General features: G+C 42.0%; 14 protein-coding genes and 5 tRNA genes. 15 read left to right on the top strand and 4 right to left on the bottom strand.

The features are described from left to right. Positions 1-16: 16 nt before the first annotated feature. Together glgB and malQ are read right to left on the bottom strand one after the other, a co-directional pair. On the bottom strand, positions 17-2,242 hold the full coding sequence (glgB, locus tag H5114_RS10195; protein WP_182722974.1) for a 1,4-alpha-glucan branching protein GlgB: 2,226 nt from the start codon (positions 2,240-2,242) through the stop codon (positions 17-19). Positions 2,243-2,252: 10 nt separating this feature from the next. Continuing rightward, positions 2,253-4,475, bottom strand: a complete 2,223-nt coding sequence (malQ, locus tag H5114_RS10190; protein ID WP_182722841.1) for a 4-alpha-glucanotransferase — start codon at positions 4,473-4,475, stop codon at positions 2,253-2,255. Between the two features lie 594 nt (positions 4,476-5,069). On the opposite strand from malQ, the gene H5114_RS10185 reads away from it, so the two are divergent. Then, complete coding sequence (locus H5114_RS10185; protein WP_124014726.1) at positions 5,070-5,645, top strand: CoA pyrophosphatase; 576 nt, start codon at positions 5,070-5,072, stop codon at positions 5,643-5,645. A gap of 93 nt (positions 5,646-5,738) precedes the next feature. Here the strand turns inward: H5114_RS10185 and H5114_RS10180 are convergent, their stop codons facing one another. Continuing rightward, complete coding sequence (locus H5114_RS10180) at positions 5,739-6,074, bottom strand: hypothetical protein (RefSeq protein WP_124014725.1); 336 nt, start codon at positions 6,072-6,074, stop codon at positions 5,739-5,741. Positions 6,075-6,255: 181 nt separating this feature from the next. On the opposite strand from H5114_RS10180, the gene asnS reads away from it, so the two are divergent. Beyond that, entirely contained in the window at positions 6,256-7,656 is a 1,401-nt protein-coding gene (gene asnS, locus H5114_RS10175) for an asparagine--tRNA ligase (protein ID WP_124014724.1), read from the top strand. 147 nt (positions 7,657-7,803) lie between these two features. On the opposite strand, the gene uvrB is transcribed toward asnS, so the two are convergent. Continuing rightward, positions 7,804-9,825 (bottom strand): excinuclease ABC subunit UvrB, encoded by a 2,022-nt coding sequence (gene uvrB / locus H5114_RS10170; protein WP_124014723.1) that lies wholly within the window; start codon positions 9,823-9,825, stop codon positions 7,804-7,806. Positions 9,826-11,132: 1,307 nt separating this feature from the next. On the opposite strand from uvrB, the gene H5114_RS10165 reads away from it, so the two are divergent. The 13 genes from H5114_RS10165 to nth all read left to right on the top strand — a co-directional run. Beyond that, positions 11,133-11,208, top strand: a tRNA-Asn gene (locus tag H5114_RS10165). 33 nt (positions 11,209-11,241) lie between these two features. Next, positions 11,242-11,317 (top strand) — tRNA-Asn (locus H5114_RS10160). A 23-nt stretch (positions 11,318-11,340) separates the two neighbouring features. Continuing rightward, positions 11,341-11,416, top strand: a tRNA-Asn gene (locus H5114_RS10155). A gap of 29 nt (positions 11,417-11,445) precedes the next feature. After that, positions 11,446-11,521, top strand: a tRNA-Asn gene (locus H5114_RS10150). Between the two features lie 29 nt (positions 11,522-11,550). Further along, positions 11,551-11,626 (top strand) — tRNA-Asn (locus H5114_RS10145). 325 nt (positions 11,627-11,951) lie between these two features. Further along, positions 11,952-13,850, top strand: coding sequence for an EAL domain-containing protein (locus H5114_RS10140; RefSeq protein WP_182722840.1), 1,899 nt, complete (start codon positions 11,952-11,954; stop codon positions 13,848-13,850). A 140-nt stretch (positions 13,851-13,990) separates the two neighbouring features. Beyond that, positions 13,991-14,569 (top strand): electron transport complex subunit RsxA, encoded by a 579-nt coding sequence (gene rsxA / locus H5114_RS10135; RefSeq protein WP_182722839.1) that lies wholly within the window; start codon positions 13,991-13,993, stop codon positions 14,567-14,569. 2 nt (positions 14,570-14,571) lie between these two features. Continuing rightward, positions 14,572-15,150: an electron transport complex subunit RsxB gene (gene rsxB, locus H5114_RS10130; protein ID WP_182722973.1), complete on the top strand. Its 579-nt coding sequence runs from the start codon at positions 14,572-14,574 to the stop codon at positions 15,148-15,150. Further along, positions 15,144-17,669: an electron transport complex subunit RsxC gene (gene rsxC, locus H5114_RS10125; RefSeq protein WP_182722838.1), complete on the top strand. Its 2,526-nt coding sequence runs from the start codon at positions 15,144-15,146 to the stop codon at positions 17,667-17,669. The genes rsxB and rsxC overlap by 7 nt, the downstream gene beginning before the upstream one ends. A gap of 5 nt (positions 17,670-17,674) precedes the next feature. Further along, on the top strand, positions 17,675-18,727 hold the full coding sequence (gene rsxD / locus H5114_RS10120; RefSeq protein ID WP_182697259.1) for an electron transport complex subunit RsxD: 1,053 nt from the start codon (positions 17,675-17,677) through the stop codon (positions 18,725-18,727). Positions 18,728-18,753: 26 nt separating this feature from the next. Beyond that, positions 18,754-19,377, top strand: coding sequence for an electron transport complex subunit RsxG (rsxG, locus tag H5114_RS10115; RefSeq protein WP_182697431.1), 624 nt, complete (start codon positions 18,754-18,756; stop codon positions 19,375-19,377). Beyond that, the gene (locus tag H5114_RS10110; RefSeq protein WP_124014717.1) at positions 19,370-20,065 is read left to right on the top strand and encodes an electron transport complex subunit E; all 696 of its coding nucleotides are present in this window, start codon (positions 19,370-19,372) and stop codon (positions 20,063-20,065) included. The genes rsxG and H5114_RS10110 overlap by 8 nt, the downstream gene beginning before the upstream one ends. Positions 20,066-20,124: 59 nt before the next feature. Continuing rightward, on the top strand, positions 20,125-20,658 hold a 534-nt coding region (gene nth, locus H5114_RS10105), incomplete at its 3' end, for an endonuclease III (protein ID WP_182722837.1).

Below are 20,658 nucleotides of genomic sequence, written 5' to 3'. Positions count from 1 at the left end.
TTAACATGTTGCACTATTATGGCAACTCATGCGGTTCCGGTGCCCAAATACTGCATCCCAGTGGTGGCACTGTAATCACTAAGCTGTAAGGCATGCCTTGCCATTCTGTTGCTTGTATTTCAAACGTTGCATCATTGACAACATGACTGCCGCCATAATGACGGTGGTCACTATTAAGTATTTCGTTATAGGACTGGTCGGTTGGCACCCCAATTCTAAAGTGGTGAAAAACCTGTGGCGACATGTTGACCACAATCACCACAGGTTGTTGTTTATCAATACCAAAACGACAAAATACTAAAATGTTATCGTCGGCATTATTGCAGTCGAGCCATTGAAAACCATCACTGTAATGATCGCGTTGATATAACGCAGGATATTGCTGATAACACTGATTGAGATCGCGTACCCAATCTTGCACGCCTTGATGCGGCGTATAGTTTAATAAATGCCAGTCAAGGCTCTGGTTATGGTTCCACTCATTGCGCTGGGCAAACTCATTGCCCATAAACAATAACTTTTTGCCCGGATGCGCCCACATGAAACCGTAATAAGCGCGTAACGTAGCAAATTTCTGCCAATCGTCGCCGAGGATTTTATGTAATAACGACCCCTTGCCGTGGACCACTTCATCATGACTAAGCGACAAAATAAATTGTTCGGTAAAGGCATACACTAAGCTAAATGTCAGCTCACCATGGTGATAACGTCTGAACAAAGGATCGCTGCTGATGTAACGCAGTGTGTCGTTCATCCAGCCCATGTTCCATTTAAAACCAAAACCTAAGCCGTTATTACTGGTCGCTTGAGTCACGCCTGGCCACGCAGTTGATTCCTCAGCGATCATATTAATGCCAGGAAAACATTGGTACATGCGCGCATTAAGCTCTTGTAGAAAGCTGATAGCTTGAAGGTTTTCTCGGCCACCCAGTTCATTGGGGATCCATTGGTCGGCTGTGCGGCTGTAATCGAGATATAACATCGACGACACAGCATCAAGGCGTAAACCATCAAAATGGAATTCGTTTAGCCAGTAATAGGCGTTGCTGTATAAGAAACTGCGTACTTCGGCGCGACCATAATTATAAATTAGCGTATCCCAATCAGGATGCTCACCTCGGCGCGGATCTTCATGTTCATATAAGCAGCTACCATCAAATCTCACCAGCCCGTGTGGATCTCGAGGAAAGTGTGCGGGTACCCAATCAAGCAATACTGCAATACCTTGTAAATGGCATTCATCGATAAAGGCTTTGAGACCATTAGCGTCGCCAAAGCGATAGGTAGGCGCAAATAACCCGACAGGTTGATAACCCCAAGAACCGTCAAATGGATACTCACTGATCGGCATCAATTGCAAATGGGTAAAGCCCATTTCTTTGACATACGGCACCAGTTCGGCAATGAGCTGTGAATAATCGGTGTAATCTTGACCGTCATCACCACTACGACGCCATGAGGCTAATTGCACTTCATAAATAGACATAGGTTGAGCATGAGGCTCACGGCTAGCTCGTTCAGTTAACCATTCGCCATCTTGCCAGTCATAATGATCAAAATTAGGGATTTTTGACGCATTGTGCGGCGACGGTTGCATGGCAACGGCATAGGGATCAGATTTAATAATCTCATTGCCATGAACATCGCAAATAGCGAACTTATAGTGTTGATCAGGTTCAACATCTGCAATAAAAATATCCCACAACCCACTCGCAGGATGGTGGCGCAACACATGGCGTTTTTTGTCCCATAAGTTAAAATCGCCCACCACAGCCACTTGCTTGGCATTTGGCGCCCACACACAAAAATGCACACCTTTAACATCATGATGCTCGCGCCAGTTAGCCCCTTGAAAATGATAAGTTTGTAACTGACTACCTTCACCGAATAAATACACATCATCAGGATTGAGTAAACTATCAAACTGATAAGGATCATTGATGAGCTGTTCACACAATGGGTATTGCACTCGCAATAAGTAAGCAAAAGGTTTCACTCTGCGGCCCATTTTACCGGCAAACAAACCTTGCTGATTAACCTGTTCAAGACTGGCCACTTTACGGAGATCTTTTGCGTTTAACACATCGATACTCAGTGCACCGGGAAGTAAGCAACGAACAATTAATCCTTTATTATCACTACTACTGTGCATACCAAGTAATGAAAACACGTCAGTGTACTCACCATTTAATAAGGCTATTTCACTATCTTGCTGAAAATACGGGGTCGCTACAGTCATAATCAGTGATCCATTAATGGCCGAGTGTATCGGATGAGGGAATGTTTACAGCACTAACGCTGCTTCGGGCGTTGCTGCGAGGTTGTCGTGCACAAGCTATCGCTTCAAGACGTTGTTGTACTTTAGGACTTTGGGACATTTGCTTAATAGACAAAGGTAACCTGCGCTGCCAGTTAGGGAACTCTTTCCAAGTACCAGGAATATTAACCCCATGCTTATCAGCGACTAAGTCACTTAATTGCACACTAAACAATTGTGCATTGCCTTTGGCGGCAACACTTATCCAAGCCAGTAACACACTGTCAAACTCTAATTCATCCACTGAAGATGTGGGCAGTGGTAACTCAAACCCATGTTCGCGGATAAGTAAATCGACTAATTGTATTTTTTCTTGCTGACGCTGCGCTAAAAGCTGCTGTAATTTATCATCGGTTTCGATCAAATTAAGCTGACGTCGTAGACGTAAATCGTCGCCAGACCACCAGGCAAATAATGTAGGAACATCATGATTAGCTAGCATCATCAAGCTCTGGCGCTTGTGTTCTTGTGGAGACTTGAAGCCGTGATAATCTTTACAGAAATAGAATAATTCGTTCGAAAAAATACCCGCGTCACGCAAACAAGCCACTATTTCTGGCGGAACTATGCCTAAGTCCTCACCAATAACAACACAACGCGCCCGTTGGCTTTCTAAACACACAATAGCTAATAAGGTTTCAAGCGGGTAATAGACATAGCTGCCATTGCCTAAATCGTCCTGTAACGGCCACCACCATAGACGCAGCAACCCCATGACATGGTCGATCCTCAAAGCTCCGCAACTTTGCATATTACTGCGAACCAGTTGGATAAAGTGACTAAAGTCATGTTGTTTTAATTTAACAGGATCAAATGGAGTTAAGCCCCAATTTTGGCCTTGCTCGGCAAACGGATCTGGCGGCGCGCCGATACTGGCGTTATCGCAAAAAAAATCAACATTTGCACTCACCTCCGCCCCATGGCTAATGGCACCAACAGCTAAATCACGGATCAGTCCAATACTCATGCCGCACTGCTTCGCATTAAGCTGACAAGCTTGTAATTGCTCATTGGCAATGAACTGTAAATATAAATAAAACCCAGCATCATGAGTGAAATTTTTAGATGCTAATTTCAATTCCATGGCGACAAATTGCATTAATGCAACGTTATCTTGTTCTATGAATGCCAAATACTCTTTAAATCTGGGGGTTTCATACTTAACATGGTCCAAGCAAAATATTTGATACAGTTTTTCAAATGCAGCATATTTTAACTGCTGAACTTCATCATAGTTAATCAAATGAGCTTGATTGAGGATCTGTCTTTTTTGTTGCCATTTTTGTGATAATAACTCCCCATCAAGGGCGTTATATTCACCAACGGCTTCAATTTGTATGTATAAGGGATTTAAACGACGACGATCGGTTGGGCTATATGGGCTGGGATTATCTGGCTGGCTGATGTCTAAAGCATGAAGTGGATTAAGCAGAATAAAATCAGCACCAGCATGAGCCGCGTAATCAATCAGTTCGGCTAAATTGCCAAAATCGCCTATGCCCCATTGGGCATCATTGCGTAATGCATAAAGCTGCGCATTCAGTCCCCAAAACTGTTTATCTGTTTGTGCTAAACGACCTTGATAGGCCATAGATGGAGAGACCATTAATTGCCCACGCAACACATCAGGATGAGCTGGATCATTGATAAAAGATAAACTCAATGAGTAGTATCCTAACTGCAGACTAGAGTGAACAAAAAACAAACGATACTGACAATAACGCTGACCGTTAATATGGTATTCACCGACAACAATACAGTCATTGACCTGTGCAGAGATCGAGATAGATTGTGTATTTTCATTGTGGATCTTGATGCTAAAAGCACCTGAGTCACGCTCTGGTAAGTAAATATCAACATGAGGCTTATCAATTAAACACCATTGAAAGTTATGCAGTGGCTTTAACCAAGGTTGGATATCGAGCTGGCTGATCTTAGCTGCAACCTGTGACTCTGATAATGGTTGATGATAAGACTCATTGAGATGACATAACGCTTCGCTATGACGGCTAAAAGCATGTTGATGACCTGAAGATGGTAACAACATTGTGGTTAAAATACCCTGCCTGTCCTTAGCGGGTATATGAACAAGATTACCGAAACAATCGATAAACTCTGCCCCTACGCCTTGCAAATACAGTAACTTTTCTAGCTCCATATTTGTCCTCCTCGCGTGAATTAACTACTGAAAATACAGCAGTTACCATGCCAGTTAATCATAACAAATTGACTACAGATTAATGGCAGTAAAATGACAAAACATATTACTTATAAATCAGATGGTTAATTAAATTCAATTTAACAAATATTGTTACTTGTGACGCTCATCTGCGATTAGTTATCGCACAGAAATAGTGCAGAAGATACAAAAAAAGTGCATAACATCATAAAGTTTGCTTTGCTATTGCCATAAAATAGCGCAGCTAAATAGAAGAGACTTCCAGATGAATTAATGATCATCAGTAGACCACTGATTAGCCACCTATAGCATTTGCCTGCTATTGATGAAAGATTAATAAAATAGGAACGAAATATTGATTTACTATAGACGGGGTATTGCATGGTATTAAATTTATAACAGGTGTTGTTTTTCTATAAGATATCTAAGCCCACTCATATCGAGCATTGTGGTAAAATGCCACCATTAAATGGCTCCGTTATGCTGGTTAAGCTTTGGTAGATACCATCGAATGATTGTGACTATTTACGACTAAAACAGCCTGATATAATGAATAGGATCCAGACGTTACCAATGAATAAACACGAATTCACTTTACGCTATAACTTACATCGGCTGCGCTCAACCATCACTTCTGCGCCCAAATCATATCTTGGTCGTCAAGCCGCGGTGTTAATTGCAGTAATGGAAGTCGATCAGCAACTGCATATTATGTTAACTCGGCGTCCTATGCATTTACGTCACCATCCTGGTCAAATCAGCTTTCCTGGCGGTAAAGTTGAGCCAAATGATAGGGATATTATTCATACGGCACTGCGCGAAGCGCACGAAGAAATAGGATTACAGCCTGAAAATGTCGATATTCTAGGGATTTTTCCTGCGCACAAAACCTTTACTGGTTTTGAAATTACCCCTGTGGTGGCGATGGTAAAGCAGCCTTTTGAATTGGTGCTAGATCCTGGTGAGGTTGAAGATTGCTTTTTGGTACCACTCAATTTTTTTATTGAGCGCAGCAACCGCCATAACATGTTTCATTACCGTCATGGGGCAAGGTATCAAGTTCACTTTATGCCTTTTGAAGACAAGTTTATTTGGGGGGTTACCGCCGCCATTATCGACTTATTGTGTCGTCATATCGATGTCAATTAAGCCTATAACATTGGCGATTTAAATAAAAATCCAATTCAACACCCAAATGATAACCACTTTTATTGGCTTCTGCATGAGCATTAATCAACACATCTACACCACGTAACGAATGTACAAACCCGCAGACACTGACACCAAAAACAACAACGGAATATTAACCCAAAACCCTATGCGCGTAGTGGCCTTAGCATAAAAATTTACCAGCAGGTTGAGAAAACTAACACCGGCACACCACCAAATTAGGTATTCTAATTTAATGGTTAACTGTGGATCCCAGTTTAAGCGGACCGTGGCGCCCTTGCTCAAAAAGTACCCTACGGCTCTATCGGGTCTGGCTTCGCCAAAGATAATCAATGCATAAATGGCTAAGCTCCAGCCTAATAATGACAAAATAGTCAACACCACTTGTATAATACCTAAACGAGACATGGCCTTTTCCTTGGTTAACGAGAGAATACGAGGCTAATTCGCCAAATATTTAATCGACTTACTCAAAAGTATCACAATAATCTTTATAGAATAGCGTTTTCAGCTTGAGAAAAGCCACCAGCAAGGTAAGATAAACCCAAATTTTACATTTATATTCTATACGTTGGAGAATAAAGCAACAATGAGCATTGCATCTGTCGCTTCTGTATTTAAAGCTGAACACGCCGTTGGTTCACATGTCACTATACGTGGCTGGGTAAGAACTCGTCGTGATTCAAAAGCGGGTATCTCTTTCTTGGCCGTTTATGACGGTTCATGTTTCGACCCTATTCAAGGTGTCGTGCCAAATAGCCTAGCCAATTACAATGACGATGTATTGAAATTGACTGCAGGCTGCTCTGTTGTGATGACAGGTGAAGTGGTAGCCTCTCCAGGTGCCGGCCAAGCATTTGAATTACAAGTATCTGAAATCGTAGTGACTGGATTTGTTGATGATCCAGATACTTATCCAATGTCGGCTAAACGTCATTCTATTGAGCATCTTCGTGAACTCGCCCATTTACGCCCACGTACCAATATTATTGGTGCTGTAGCTCGAGTTCGTAACTGTTTATCGCAAGCAATCCATCGTTTCTATCACCAAGAAGGTTTTATCTGGGTATCTACCCCACTTATTACCGCTTCTGATTGTGAAGGCGCAGGTGAAATGTTCCGCGTGTCGACATTAGACATGGAAAATCTTCCACGTACTGACGCAGGTAAAGTTGATTACGATAAAGATTTTTTCGGTAAAGAAGCATTCTTAACCGTATCGGGTCAGTTGAACGCAGAAACCTATGCTTGTGCATTATCCAAAGTGTATACCTTTGGCCCGACTTTCCGTGCTGAAAACTCCAACACAACTCGCCATCTTGCAGAATTCTGGATGGTTGAGCCTGAAGTGGCGTTTGCTACATTAGACGATGCGGCTGAGTTAGCGGAAAAAATGCTTAAGTTCGCTTTCAGTGCGGTACTTGAAGAGCGTATGGATGACTTAACCTTCTTTAATGAGCGTATTGATAAAACCGTTATTGAACGTTTACAAGCCTTTGTGAGCAGTGATTTCGCCCAAGTGGATTACACTGATGCGGTTGAAATCCTTAAAAACTGCGGTAAGAAGTTTGAATTCGCAGTCGAATGGGGTATCGATCTACAGTCTGAGCACGAACGCTACTTAGCTGAAGAACACTTTAAAGCACCTGTGGTAGTAAAAAACTACCCGAAAGACATTAAAGCTTTCTACATGCGCTTAAATGATGACGGCAAGACAGTTGCCGCTATGGACGTGTTAGCACCAGGCATTGGTGAGATCATCGGTGGTGCGCAACGTGAAGAGCGTTTAGACGTGCTTGATAAGCGTTTAGCTGAAATGGATTTAAGCCAAGAAGATTACTGGTGGTATCGCGACTTACGTCGCTATGGCACAGTACCTCATGCAGGCTTTGGTCTAGGTTTTGAACGTTTGGTATCGTACGTTACTGGCGTTAACAACATTCGTGATGTTATCCCGTTCCCACGTGCCCCACGCTCAGCCAGTTTCTAATTAGCTCAATAATATGCAACAACAAAAACGCGCCAATTGGCGCGTTTTTTTATTAGCAGTTTTAGAATAATTTGCCGATGCAGTTGTTTGTGATCACATGAGACTCTTCCCCGTCTGGCAGCAGACAGGGATTATATTTTGAACTTGTTAGCTATTAACAATGATCAGGTCTCGTAAATGTTTAACGTCGTCACGCACAGCAGCGGCTTGCTCAAACTCTAAATTTTTAGCATGTTCGTGCATTTGTTTTTCAAGTTTATCAATTTGATGACTCAAATCAGCAATACTGGTGTATTTAGCGCGCTCTTCTGCGACTTCAGCAAATTTAGAGTGATTTTTACGTGTACCTTTACTGAAGTTGCTATCACCAACATCCATCACATCTGTAATACTTTTCACCACACCTCGCGGCACAATCCCATTGGCCACATTGTGTAGATGTTGTTTTTCGCGTCGACGTTCCGTTTCCCCCATGGCTTTAGCCATTGAGTTGGTTATGCGATCTGCATATAAAATAACTTTGCCGTTAACATTACGGGCCGCACGACCAATGGTTTGGATAAGTGAGCGTTCGGAACGTAAAAAACCCTCTTTATCGGCATCTAAAATACAGACTAATGATACTTCTGGTAAATCTAAGCCCTCACGTAATAAGTTAATCCCAATCAGTACGTCAAAACGCCCTAAACGTAAATCTCGGATAATCTCAACCCGCTCAACGGTATCAATGTCAGAATGCAGATAGCGCACTTTTATGCCATGTTCATCAAGGTATTCACTCAGATCTTCTGACATCCGTTTGGTCAATGTGGTAACCAGCACCCTTTCATTCACCGCCACACGTTTGTGGATCTCAGACAATAAATCGTCAACTTGGATACCCACAGGACGCACTTCTAAAACAGGGTCGAGCAATCCCGTAGGCCTTACCACCTGCTCTGCTATCTCTCCGGTACTTTTTTCAAGTTCATATAAACTAGGTGTCGCCGAAACAAAAATAGTTTGCGGCATTAATCGCTCAAACTCTTCGAACATCAATGGCCGATTATCCAATGCAGATGGTAATCGAAAGCCATACTCTACTAAGTTCATTTTTCGGCTTCGGTCACCTTTGTACATAGCGCCAATTTGCGGCACTGTGACATGTGATTCATCAATGATCAGTAAACCATCTGCAGGAAGGTAATCAAGTAATGTTGGTGGACCATCTCCAGATGATCGACCGGATAAATATCGCGAGTAATTTTCAATTCCAGAGCAGTAACCCAGCTCGACCATCATTTCAATGTCATATTGAACCCGTTCAGTGATCCGCTGAGCTTCAATCAATTTATTGTTATCAAGTAAATACTGACGGCGTTCTCGTAGCTCTTCCTTTATCTCTTCCGTGGCGGCAAGAATTTTTTCTCGCGGGGTAACATAGTGGGTTTTAGGATAAATAGTGGTGCGTGCGATGCGCTTGTTAATCTGTCCAGTCAAAGGATCAAATTCGCTTAAACGTTCTATTTCATCGTCAAATAATTCAATTCGAATCGCTTCACGTTCAGATTCTGCCGGAAAAATATCAATCACTTCACCACGAACTCGATATGTGCCGCGTTGTAATTCAATATCATTGCGTTTGTATTGCAATTCACTGAGTCGGATAAGGATGTCCCGTTGCCCCATAAAATCACCTTGGCGCAAATGTAATAGCATCTTCATATAAGAGTCGGGATCACCTAAACCGTATATAGCTGATACCGAGGCGATGAGCACCACATCTTTACGCTCTAAAAGCGCTTTAGTGGCCGATAGACGCATTTGCTCTATGTGAGCATTCACAGATGCATCTTTTTCTATAAAGGTGTTAGACGCAGGAACATAGGCTTCAGGTTGATAGTAATCGTAGTAGGATACAAAATATTCAACCGCATTATGTGGAAAAAACTCTTTCATCTCACCATAGAGCTGGGCAGCAAGGGTTTTGTTAGGCGCCATGATGATAGTTGGCCGCCCCATTTGCTTAATGACATTGGCGATTGTGTATGTTTTACCTGATCCAGTAACGCCGAGTAGCGTTTGGCTAGCCACACCGGATTCTAAACCATCAACTAATTTTTTTATCGCTGTAGGTTGATCGCCGGCGGGTTCAAATTTAGATTCTAGGGAAAAAACGGACTCTGACACAACACGGCTTCCTATTTTAATTAACTGTTTATGATATACCCAAAAACAAGCAAATGGCGATATAAAATATCATTGCACAGCTTCTCTTATCATTTAAAGCTATGCCCAAATGAATCCTAAAAGCGCATTATAGCCATTAATTGGGGCATGTTTTATTCAGATCACTATCAGCGACTAAGCACTGTAATGTGACAAAATAAAGATCCTAAAGTGAAAGTTATAAACAAATGGATAAGGTCATGATTAAATCACTGTAATACGCCGAAAAACTAACTTAAATCATAATTTAATACACAATCTACTGTCCAAAGAGATTACAATTTTGCAACTGAGAGAACAGTGACAAAAGAAAGTTATTGATTTTTGTATCTAGTTGATTAAATACAACTTAACTTATCGCTAAATAATTGTACCAATTTAAGTCCGACTCAAGCGCAATAAGGGGTTGCCGCTCATTTACATAAGAAGTCCACAAGTTTATCCACAGATTTAGTGGATAAGTCAATAAAGTTCAATACTGCTGCGGGGTAGCGACCAAGTGAGTTTCATAAAAGCGTAAGAAATTTGTGATGAAATTTAATTACATTTGCATATTAATACGAAAGATAGCGACAATAGTTCACCTATTGGGTCAAGAATAGCTAAATTCGATAATCTACAATTACTTTAGCAATCGATTGAATATCGATCAAGCTTGCGATCCCATCTCTGAGTCATCTACTTTCGATACCCATTTCATTAATGTTAATGTTCATTCTCTTAAATACATTAGTTAAACTGAGCTAGCTCTTAGCCGAAATATCAGCACTTGAATAATCACTTTAATATGATGAGGCATCAAGATGGAAATCATCAGATGGAGTTGAGCGTCATGAGTGAGCGGTGCTACAGTAAAAGTGACCACAAACGTGATCTCAAGAGATTAGCTAAGTAGTCTAATGTATCAACGAACAATTTATTGCTCGATATATGCTTATTGAGAGACTTTGTCGCTAAAACTTGTGCCACATTCTTTTACAAAGAGACAAATCAAGTCAGTCGAACAAATTTCAACCACAAACTACCTACTCCCCAAAGAAATTGACATAAACAGCATCGTTAGTGTTCGACAATCCATTTTATGAGTAAGTGATTAATTTTGTTTTCATTGTCAAAATATCACCACAAACGAGCAAAAGTCGTTCACGATGTGTGTTTGGTAACCAATTAGTCACATAAATGCGTTTTTTTTTATAACTCGAGTTGACTCAGTTACCAGAGCGTTTTACTATGCGCTCCGTTCTCAGCAATACATTGCTAAAAACGCTTCCCCAGTAGTTCAGTTGGTAGAACGGCGGACTGTTAATCCGTATGTCACTGGTTCGAGTCCAGTCTGGGGAGCCATTTAGTAAAAGTAAGTTGAGATGTAAATATAATTCCCCAATAGTTCAGTTGGTAGAACGGCGGACTGTTAATCCGTATGTCACTGGTTCGAGTCCAGTTTGGGGAGCCAATATTTACTGTTATCGAAACGATTCCCCAATAGTTCAGTTGGTAGAACGGCGGACTGTTAATCCGTATGTCACTGGTTCAAGTCCAGTTTGGGGAGCCATCGAGATAACATATTTGAAATAATACGCTTCCCCAATAGTTCAGTTGGTAGAACGGCGGACTGTTAATCCGTATGTCACTGGTTCAAGTCCAGTTTGGGGAGCCATTTCAAAGTCTAAAATAAGTAATAATAATTCCCCAGTAGTTCAGTTGGTAGAACGGCGGACTGTTAATCCGTATGTCACTGGTTCGAGTCCAGTCTGGGGAGCCATTATTATTAACTTCATCGCACAGCTAAAACTCCCCTCCTACGAACCTCCCATGTAATTCAATATCTTATTAGTCATTGATGATCCTTTATCATTGGTCATTTATGTTAAAATTTTTGTGATTAAAATCGTTAAATTTTCTATCGGAAATATAACCTTAGATTAATCATTATTTAATCTCATTTCTGCTATGATATTATTGGTTATTATACAAACTATATAGCGCATTTTACTTTTGGTTAAAAAACGACATTCGAACCACTGCAGCACAAGGTTTGTGCCAGAACGAGCAAGTTTAACCAAACATACTCAAGGAATAGATGTTTTATGGGCTTATCGAAATCCTTTCAGCTTGTTCTTTTTATCGTTTTCGGTTTATTAATTTTCCGAATTTTTACGGTGGAAAATAATGAAGTTCAACAACAAGGTGAAATTGCACGGGTTAATTATCAGCAATACGTGCAAACTATTGATCAGTGGCAAGGGAGTGGCGAAGCACTATACCAGCTTATGTCTGAAAAATTTTCGTTTCAGTTTTTTCAGTATATTGATAAAACTGATAATAATAACAATTTTACTCATGGCAGCTTACTTCGCCCAGCGGGAGATTTCGCCAGTGAAATCTTCAATATTGAATTAGGTCATGTACAAAATTTTCCTGACGGTCGCTTACAAGTTAGATTAGATACCGCGAGCGTATTATCAGCCAGTTTTGATGATTTACAACAGACAGCAACCTTATTGATTATCGCTTATGTGTCATTGATGTTGTTATTTGCATTGCTGATGCAACTACACCGCCGAAGAATCAACTATGCTGCCGAATACATCTCTCATATTCCTGATTTATCCTTCCTCGCCATTGAGAAATCGCGCTTTCCAGGTGTTTTAAGACCTCTGGGTAATACACTGGAAATTTGTCGCAGCCAATTAAAGCTCAACTTAGATCGTGTCAGAAAAGAGAATGAACAGTTAACTAAAGCCGCATATCAAGATCCCGTCAGTGGATTTTCAACTCGACAACGTTTTACACAACATATTGAAGCAATTAATAAAACGGATAAGCAACAGTATGGTGTACTCATAGTCGTTAAGGCTGCTGAACTGGCAAGCATCAATCAGTTGCATGGACGTGCGGCTGGAGATGATTATTTAGCAAAATTGGCAACCTGTATTCGAAAATCGCTAGCTAATCTTGGAATGAGTGAGTGCTTTAGAATCTCAAGTGGTGATTTTGCTATTTTTATTGACAGCATTTCACTTAAAGAAGGCGAACGATTTTTAGAACACCTTAAACGCCACTTAGATGAATATGCTCAAACAACTAAAAGTGATTCCATTGCACATGCTGGTATGGTGCCCTATCAGCAAGGTAACGAGCCATTGGCATTGATGGCATTAGCCGATACGGCCGTCAGCGTGGCGCAAACAATGGGACCAAATCGTTACTATCAATTAGAGAAACTATCGGGTAGTGAGCAAATAAGCACGGAACATTGGAAAATCACTATAGATGACTTAATTAATCGAAGAAGTATTAAGTTTTATCAACAACCTATCCAACCTTGTAATAATGCGACTGAAGTTTACCGTGAATTATTAGCACGCTTTTATAATGTCGAAGGTAAACATTTACCCACGACCACTGTTATTGCAATGGCTGAACGATATGGGATGAGTGTTGAATTAGATAAAATGATCGTGACACAAACCATTAAGGTGTTGAGTGAGAACCCAAGCATTTCAGGCCACATGGGAGTTAATATCAGTGCTTCTTCAGCACATCAAGACGGTTTTACCATGTGGCTTAAAGACATATTAACTAAAAATCGAGGCACAGCGGCTCGATTGGTGTTTGAACTGAATGAATCAGGCATGCAAACCAATTTAGAATCTAGCCATAATTTTGTAAACGAGATACACAAAGCTGGAGCAAAAGTGGCTATCGAGCGCTTTGGTTTAGGCTTTACATCATTTAAATTTTTCCGAGAGGTTCGTCCTGATTTTATCAAGTTAGACAGTAGTTACAGTGACAATATCGAACAGGACAATAATAATAAGTTCTTTGTCCGGATGATTGTCGATATCGCTAAACGCATCAGTATCCGCGTTATCGCTACTGGGGTTGAAAAACAAGACGAAAAGCTGACGTTAGAAAAACTGTTAGTAGATGGTATGCAAGGTTATTATATTGCTAAACCTGAGTTATTGTTAAATAAACAGTAAAAACAACGTTAATATACGGTAAATATATCGCTTTTATTCTAAGGTTAAACATTTTATGTTTAACCTTATTTTTTATCCGTTGTTTATCGGCGCCAAACCTAAGATAATACTCGTATCTATTGGTCAAAAAAATTGTAGCAATGACAGAGTATCTTCTCCTGTTGATCGGCACAGTGCTGGTAAATAACTTCGTTCTGGTAAAATTCTTAGGTCTATGCCCTTTTATGGGGGTGTCGAGCAAATTAGCGTCGGCGGTCGGCATGTCAATGGCCACCACGTTTGTGTTGACCCTCGCTTCTATTCTGAGTTATTTAACCAACGAATTTTTACTGCAACCTTTTGACTTAAGCTATTTACGCACCATGAGCTTTATTTTAGTGATTGCTGTTGTCGTACAGTTCACTGAAATGGTGGTGCAAAAAACCAGCGCGTCTCTACATCGTGCTTTGGGAATTTATCTACCGCTTATTACCACCAATTGCGCGGTATTAGGCGTGGCATTGCTTAACGTTAATGAAGACCATAACTTTATTGAATCGGCTATTTATGGTTTTGGTGCTGCTGTTGGTTTTTCTCTAGTGTTAATTTTATTTTCAGCCATGCGTGAGCGCTTGGCTGCAGCAGACGTGCCCTTACCTTTTCAAGGTGGTGCGATTGCGATGATCACTGCAGGTTTAATGTCATTAGCCTTTATGGGGTTTGCGGGGCTGGTTAACTAATGTTGTCGAGTATATTCATTGCTGTAGCGATATTGACCGTTTTAGCGTTAGCATTTGGAGTCATTTTAGGCTTTGCATCGAAAAAATTTAAAGTCGAAGGCAATCCTATTGTTGATCAAGTTGACACCCTGCTGCCACAGACTCAGTGTGGACAATGTGGTTATCCGGGTTGCCGGCCCTACGCCGAAGCCATTGCCAATGGTGATAAAATCAATAAATGCCCTCCTGGTGGTACTGCTACCATGGAAAAGATTGCCGAACTCATGGGCGTAGAACCGGAACCATTAGGGGAAGCAGCCCAAGCCAATGTGAAAAAAGTGGCTTTTATCCGCGAAGATGAATGTATTGGCTGTACTAAATGTATTCAAGCATGCCCAGTCGACGCTATTTTAGGGGCTGGAAAATTAATGCATACCGTGATTGCCAAAGATTGTACTGGCTGCGATTTATGCGTTGAACCTTGTCCCGTCGATTGTATTGACATGATCCCCGTTGAAACCACTATACAAAATTGGGATTGGAAATTACGCGCAATTCCAATAAGCGTAATCGATCAACAGCAAGAGGATAAACGGTGTTAACGTTATTAGAGCAATTAGATAAAGGTCATTTGTGGCGCTCTCCTGGCGGGATCCATCCACCTGAACTGAAAACATTATCCAATCAAAGCGTAATATCATCGTTACCCTTGCCATCGCGATTTGTCGTACCGGTTCCCCTTGTCGGCCAACTTGCGACCATGAGTGTCAAGGTGGGTGACCACGTACTCAAAGGACAAGCTCTCACTGAAGGAGCTGGCTTTACTTATTTACCCGTTCACGCGCCTACCTCTGGTGTGGTTGTCGCCATAGAGCAACATAACAGTAACCATGCTTCTACATTGCCAGTATTAAGCTGCATCATCGAAGCTGATGGTCAAGATACTTGGTGTGAATTAATACCAAACCAGCTTGAACAACTGTCAAAGTCGGCTATTTTAGACAAAATTAAACAAGCGGGTATTGCGGGTATGGGCGGCGCAGCGTTTCCCAGCCACGTAAAACTTAACCCTGCCAGTGAAATAGATTTAGTGATCATTAATGGTGTCGAGTGTGAACCCTACATCAGCGCCGATGACAGATTAATGCGTGATTACAGTGATGAGATCTTAACTGGGATCAGCATTATTCATCACTTACTCAATCCTCAGCGCATTGTTATCGCTATTGAAGATAATAAACCTGAAGCAGCAAAAGCGATGCAAGCGGCAATTACTCGCAGTACATTGCCTAATGATATTATTCGCGTCACGGTTATTCCGACCAAGTATCCTTCTGGCGGTGAAAAACAACTGATTCAAATTATTACCGGTAAAGAAGTACCCAGTGGAGCCATTCCAGCCCAACTTGGTATTGTGATGCATAACGTCGGTACCGCCTATGCGATTCAAGAAGCCGTTTTACAAGGTAAGCCACTTATTGAACGCGTTGTCACTTTCACTGGGGAACGCGTCGGAAAACCAGGAAACTATTGGCTTCGCATAGGAACAACGGTGGCCGATGCTCTAAATCAAGTCAACTTTGCCCCAGATAATGGCCAAAAAGTCATTGTGGGTGGCCCAATGATGGGATACGCACTAGCAGATCTCGATGTGCCAATATTAAAAGGTACTAACTGCTTACTGACCCCCAGCCAAGCTGAAATCGCCCCAGACGCCGATGAGAAAGCCTGTATTCGATGTGGTGAGTGTGCAGTTGCCTGCCCGGCATTATTGCTACCTCAGCAATTATTTTGGCATGCAAAGGCCGAAGAATACGATAAGGCTGCCAGCTTTAACTTAAAAGACTGCATAGAATGTGGTTGTTGCAGTTACGTATGCCCAAGTGATATTCCATTAGTAGAATACTATCGCGTGGCTAAATCTGCGCTGAAAAATACTGCAGAAGAAAAACTACAAGCTGAAAGAGCAAAACAACGTTTTGAAGTGCGCCTGCAACGACTTGAAGATGAAAAAACGGCTCGAGAAGAAAAATCTAAGCAAGCGGCGGCTAAACGCCAAGCGAATATGAAATCGAGCGACAAAGATGCCGTTGCCGCTGCAATGGCACGTATTGCTGCTAAAAAGGCTCAAACAGCAGATGCGACAAAGGACTCAGTCACAACACACACAAACATTACCGATGCACCAAGTGTAGCTGTGGACAGTCCGGACGCGAAGAAAACCGCGGTTAGTGCAGCAATTGAGCGGGCTAAAGCTAAAAAAGCCGCTATTGCAGCTCAGTCTTTAGCTGATAAGCAAGCTGATGTCACAGAGGCAACTGCTGATCATTCCGCTGATAATATCGACGACAAGAAAGCAAAAATTGCCGCTGCGGTAGCTCGAGCAAAAGCCAAAAAAGCCGCGTTAGCTAATGAATCGGCTGCAACCGATAACCCAGCTGAGCCTGATAGTGCTGTTGCGGCTGAGGCGATAAATAACCCGAGTGCAACAAATAGCAGTATTAATGCCGCTCCTATCGATGACAAAAAAGCTAAAATCGCTGCTGCGGTGGCTAAAGCAAAAGCCAAAAAAGCCGCGTTAGCTAATGAATCGGCTGCAACCGATAACCCTGCTGAGTCTGATAGTGCTGTTACGGCTGAGGCGATAAATAGCCCGAGTGCAACAGATAGCAGTATTAACGTCGCTCCTGTTGATGACAAAAAAGCTAAAATCGCTGCTGCGGTGGCTAAAGCAAAAGCCAAAAAAGCCGCGTTAGCTAATGAATCGGCTGCAACCGATAACCCAGCTGAGCCTGGTAGTGCTGTTGCGGCTGAAGCGATAAATAGCCCCAGTGCAACAGATAGCAGTATTAATGCCGCTCCTGTCGATGACAAAAAAGCTAAAATCGCTGCCGCAGTGGCTAAAGCAAAAGCTAAAAAAGCAGCATTAGCTAATGAGTTGACGCAAACAGATGAGTCAGCCGTATCATCTACCGTCGTCAATCAGGCGATTAAGACCGCTAGTGATGTTGATATGACCAATAGCGAAGCTCCTATTGATGACAAAAAAGCCAAAATTGCCGCCGCTGTCGCCAAAGCGAAAGCCAAGAAACTCGCTAACAGTGCTAAGCAAGAGGAATAACCACTATGGCATTTAAAATTGCCTCATCACCACATGTCAGTTCAACATCGCAAACCAATACAGTGATGAAGCGCGTTGCGCTATGCTTGATCCCCGGGATTGCTGTACAAAGCTATTATTTTGGCTATGGTACCTTAGTTCAATTATTACTCGCCATCACAGTAGCTTATCTCGCTGAAGCTGCAGTAATAAAGTTACGTCACAAAAATATAACGGCAATCTTAGCGGATAATAGCGCATTGGTGACGGCAAGCTTACTGGCGGTTGCAATTCCGCCTTTAGCACCCTGGTGGATGATCGTTATCGGGACATTATTTGCGATTGTGATTGTCAAGCAGCTCTATGGTGGATTGGGCAATAATGTCTTTAACCCTGCTATGGCTGCATACGTACTGCTGTTGATCTCATTTCCAGTGCAAATGACATCATGGGTTGCCCCGCAAACATTAGCCCTCAACAGCGCCGATATGTTGCATACGTTCAACAGTATCTTTCAATTAAACACTGGCTACGCTGCAGACTATTTCCATCTTGCGATTGATGGCACAACGATGGCCACGCCACTAGATACCCTAAAAACCGACCTGTCGATGGGCCTGACTACAACAGAAAGTATGACTAAGACTATCTTTTCTGGCACTGTTGGCGAAGGTTGGTTTTGGGTCAATCTCGCCTATCTCATTGGCGGCATAGTCATGCTGAAGCTCAAGGTGATCCGCTGGCACATAAGCGGATCAATTCTTTTGAGCTTATTTGTTTGTGCCAGTATTGGCTTTTTAATCAGCCCTGATACCTTCGTGAGCCCTACGATGCATTTATTTTCTGGGGGAACCATGCTGGCGGCATTTTTTATTGCCACGGACCCTGTGACTGCGGCAACGAGTACTCGTGGTCGTCTAATATTTGGCGCCATGATAGGCTTACTTATTTACTTAATAAGAACATTTGGCGGCTATCCTGATGCTGTCGCATTTGCAGTGTTACTAGCGAATATGTGCGCACCATTTATCGATTATTATGTTCGCCCTCGCAGTTATGGTCATCGAGCAGGAAATTAATTATGTCTATTTTAACCACTAACCCGATGATTAAAAATGGTCTTTTACTGGGCCTATTTGCCTTGTGTTGCACAGGTCTTGTAGCCTTAGTGCATGCGTTAACCAGCGACACGATTTCATTGCAACAGCAAAAACAATTAACCTTGATTCTCAACCAAATAATTCCGCCCCAGTTACACGATAATGTACTCAGTGAGCAATGTATTTTGGTTAACTCGCCAGAACTATTAGGCACAGAAGCCGATTTACCGGCATATCTTGCTTATCAGGGTGATCAACCTGTCGCTATCGCAATAGAAGCAATTGCACCAGATGGCTATAATGGCGAGATAAAACTGATTATCGGCGTTGATAACCAAGGGGAAATATTAGGTGTGCGAACCCTTTCCCATCAAGAGACTCCTGGGTTAGGTGATAAAATCGATCTTCGTAAATCTGATTGGGTGACCCATTTCAGTGGCAAATTATTTAAAGACAACACCAGCATGTGGAAAGTAAAAAAAGACGGTGGCCAGTTTGATCAATTTACCGGTGCAACCATTACTCCGCGCGCTTATGTTAAAGCCATTACTAAAGCGATGACGTTTATTGAACAACATCGTCAAACACTGTACCAAAGTCATTATGCCTGTGAGGCCAGCCATGAGTAATTATCGTGAAATAGCCGCTCAAGGGCTATGGAAAAACAATCCAGGGTTAGTGCAACTCTTAGGCCTATGTCCACTACTTGCCGTTACTGCCACCATTACTAACGCGTTAGGTTTAGGTGTGGCCACTTTGTTGGTATTAGTTGGATCAAATATTTTAGTCTCTTTAGTGCGCGATTTTGTTCCTAAAGAAATTCGAATCCCGGTATTTGTGATGATCATTGCTGCACTGGTGACTTGTGTGCAATTACTGATTAACGCTTATGCCTATAATTTATATTTATCATTAGGTATTTTCTTACCCTTGATCGTCACTAACTGCGTCATCATAGGTCGCGCTGAAGCATTTGCATCGCGTAATTCATTAGCCCACTCGACGTTCGATGGATTGATGATGGGCTTGGGATTTACCGCAGTATTGGTAGTGTTAGGTGCAAGCCGTGAACTCATTGGTCAAGGGACTCTTTTTGACGGTGCAGATCTATTATTAGGTGATTGGGCCAGTGTCTTGACCATTCATGTATGGCAGGTAGACACGCCATTTTTATTGGCCATGTTACCGCCAGGAGCATTCATTGGCATGGGATTACTAATCGCCCTTAAAAATGTCATCGACAGCCGAGTAAAAGCCATGCAACCTAAAGCTGAAGTAGTTGGTGTTACGCGGGCTCGGATCACTAAAGTCAACTAATACTCAACCGCTGTTAACCGACAGCGGCCGTTAACTTAACGATAAATTGACCGATTATTATGAATAAAGATAAACGCCATCAAATTCTCTGCCGATTAAGGGACAATAACCCTAAACCTGAGACCGAACTTAATTTTTCCAGTCCATTTGAGCTCTTAGTTGCGGTCACATTATCAGCACAAGCAACTGACGTCAGTGTCAATAAAGCCACTGATAAATTGTTTCCAATTGCCAATACGCCTCAAGCAATCTACGACTTAGGCGTTGACGGGCTCAAGCAATATATTAAAACCATTGGCTTATACAATAACAAAGCCATTAATGTGATTAACGCCTGTAAAATGCTGATTGATTTACATGCTGGTGAAGTACCCGAAAATCGAGAAGCATTAGAAGCTTTACCTGGAGTGGGACGAAAAACGGCCAATGTAGTACTCAATACCGCTTTTGGTTGGCCAACCATTGCCGTTGACACGCATATTTTTAGGTTAGCAAACCGGACTAAATTTGCCCCAGGCAAAAATGTCGATCAAGTTGAACTGAATATGCTTAAAGTGGTGCCGAATGAGTTTAAAGTGGATGTTCATCATTGG

This window comes from Shewanella sp. SR43-8, assembly GCF_014163775.1.
Classification (GTDB): Bacteria; Pseudomonadota; Gammaproteobacteria; order Enterobacterales; family Shewanellaceae; genus Shewanella; species Shewanella vesiculosa.
Note: the sequence above shows the minus strand (reverse complement) of the source record. Positions and strands in the feature narration are given on the sequence as shown.

What these genes read in the sequence shown, in the direction of transcription:
- malQ (WP_182722841.1), bottom strand. Translation starts at nt 4,475, where the DNA reads ATGGAGCTAGAAAAGTTACTGTATTTGCAAGGCGTAGGGGCAGAGTTT.
- H5114_RS10185 (WP_124014726.1), top strand. Translation starts at nt 5,070, where the DNA reads ATGAATAAACACGAATTCACTTTACGCTATAACTTACATCGGCTGCGC.
- H5114_RS10180 (WP_124014725.1), bottom strand. Translation starts at nt 6,074, where the DNA reads ATGTCTCGTTTAGGTATTATACAAGTGGTGTTGACTATTTTGTCATTA.
- asnS (WP_124014724.1), top strand. Translation starts at nt 6,256, where the DNA reads ATGAGCATTGCATCTGTCGCTTCTGTATTTAAAGCTGAACACGCCGTT.
- H5114_RS10140 (WP_182722840.1), top strand. Translation starts at nt 11,952, where the DNA reads ATGGGCTTATCGAAATCCTTTCAGCTTGTTCTTTTTATCGTTTTCGGT.
- rsxA (WP_182722839.1), top strand. Translation starts at nt 13,991, where the DNA reads ATGACAGAGTATCTTCTCCTGTTGATCGGCACAGTGCTGGTAAATAAC.
- rsxD (WP_182697259.1), top strand. Translation starts at nt 17,675, where the DNA reads ATGGCATTTAAAATTGCCTCATCACCACATGTCAGTTCAACATCGCAA.
- rsxG (WP_182697431.1), top strand. Translation starts at nt 18,754, where the DNA reads ATGATTAAAAATGGTCTTTTACTGGGCCTATTTGCCTTGTGTTGCACA.
- H5114_RS10110 (WP_124014717.1), top strand. Translation starts at nt 19,370, where the DNA reads ATGAGTAATTATCGTGAAATAGCCGCTCAAGGGCTATGGAAAAACAAT.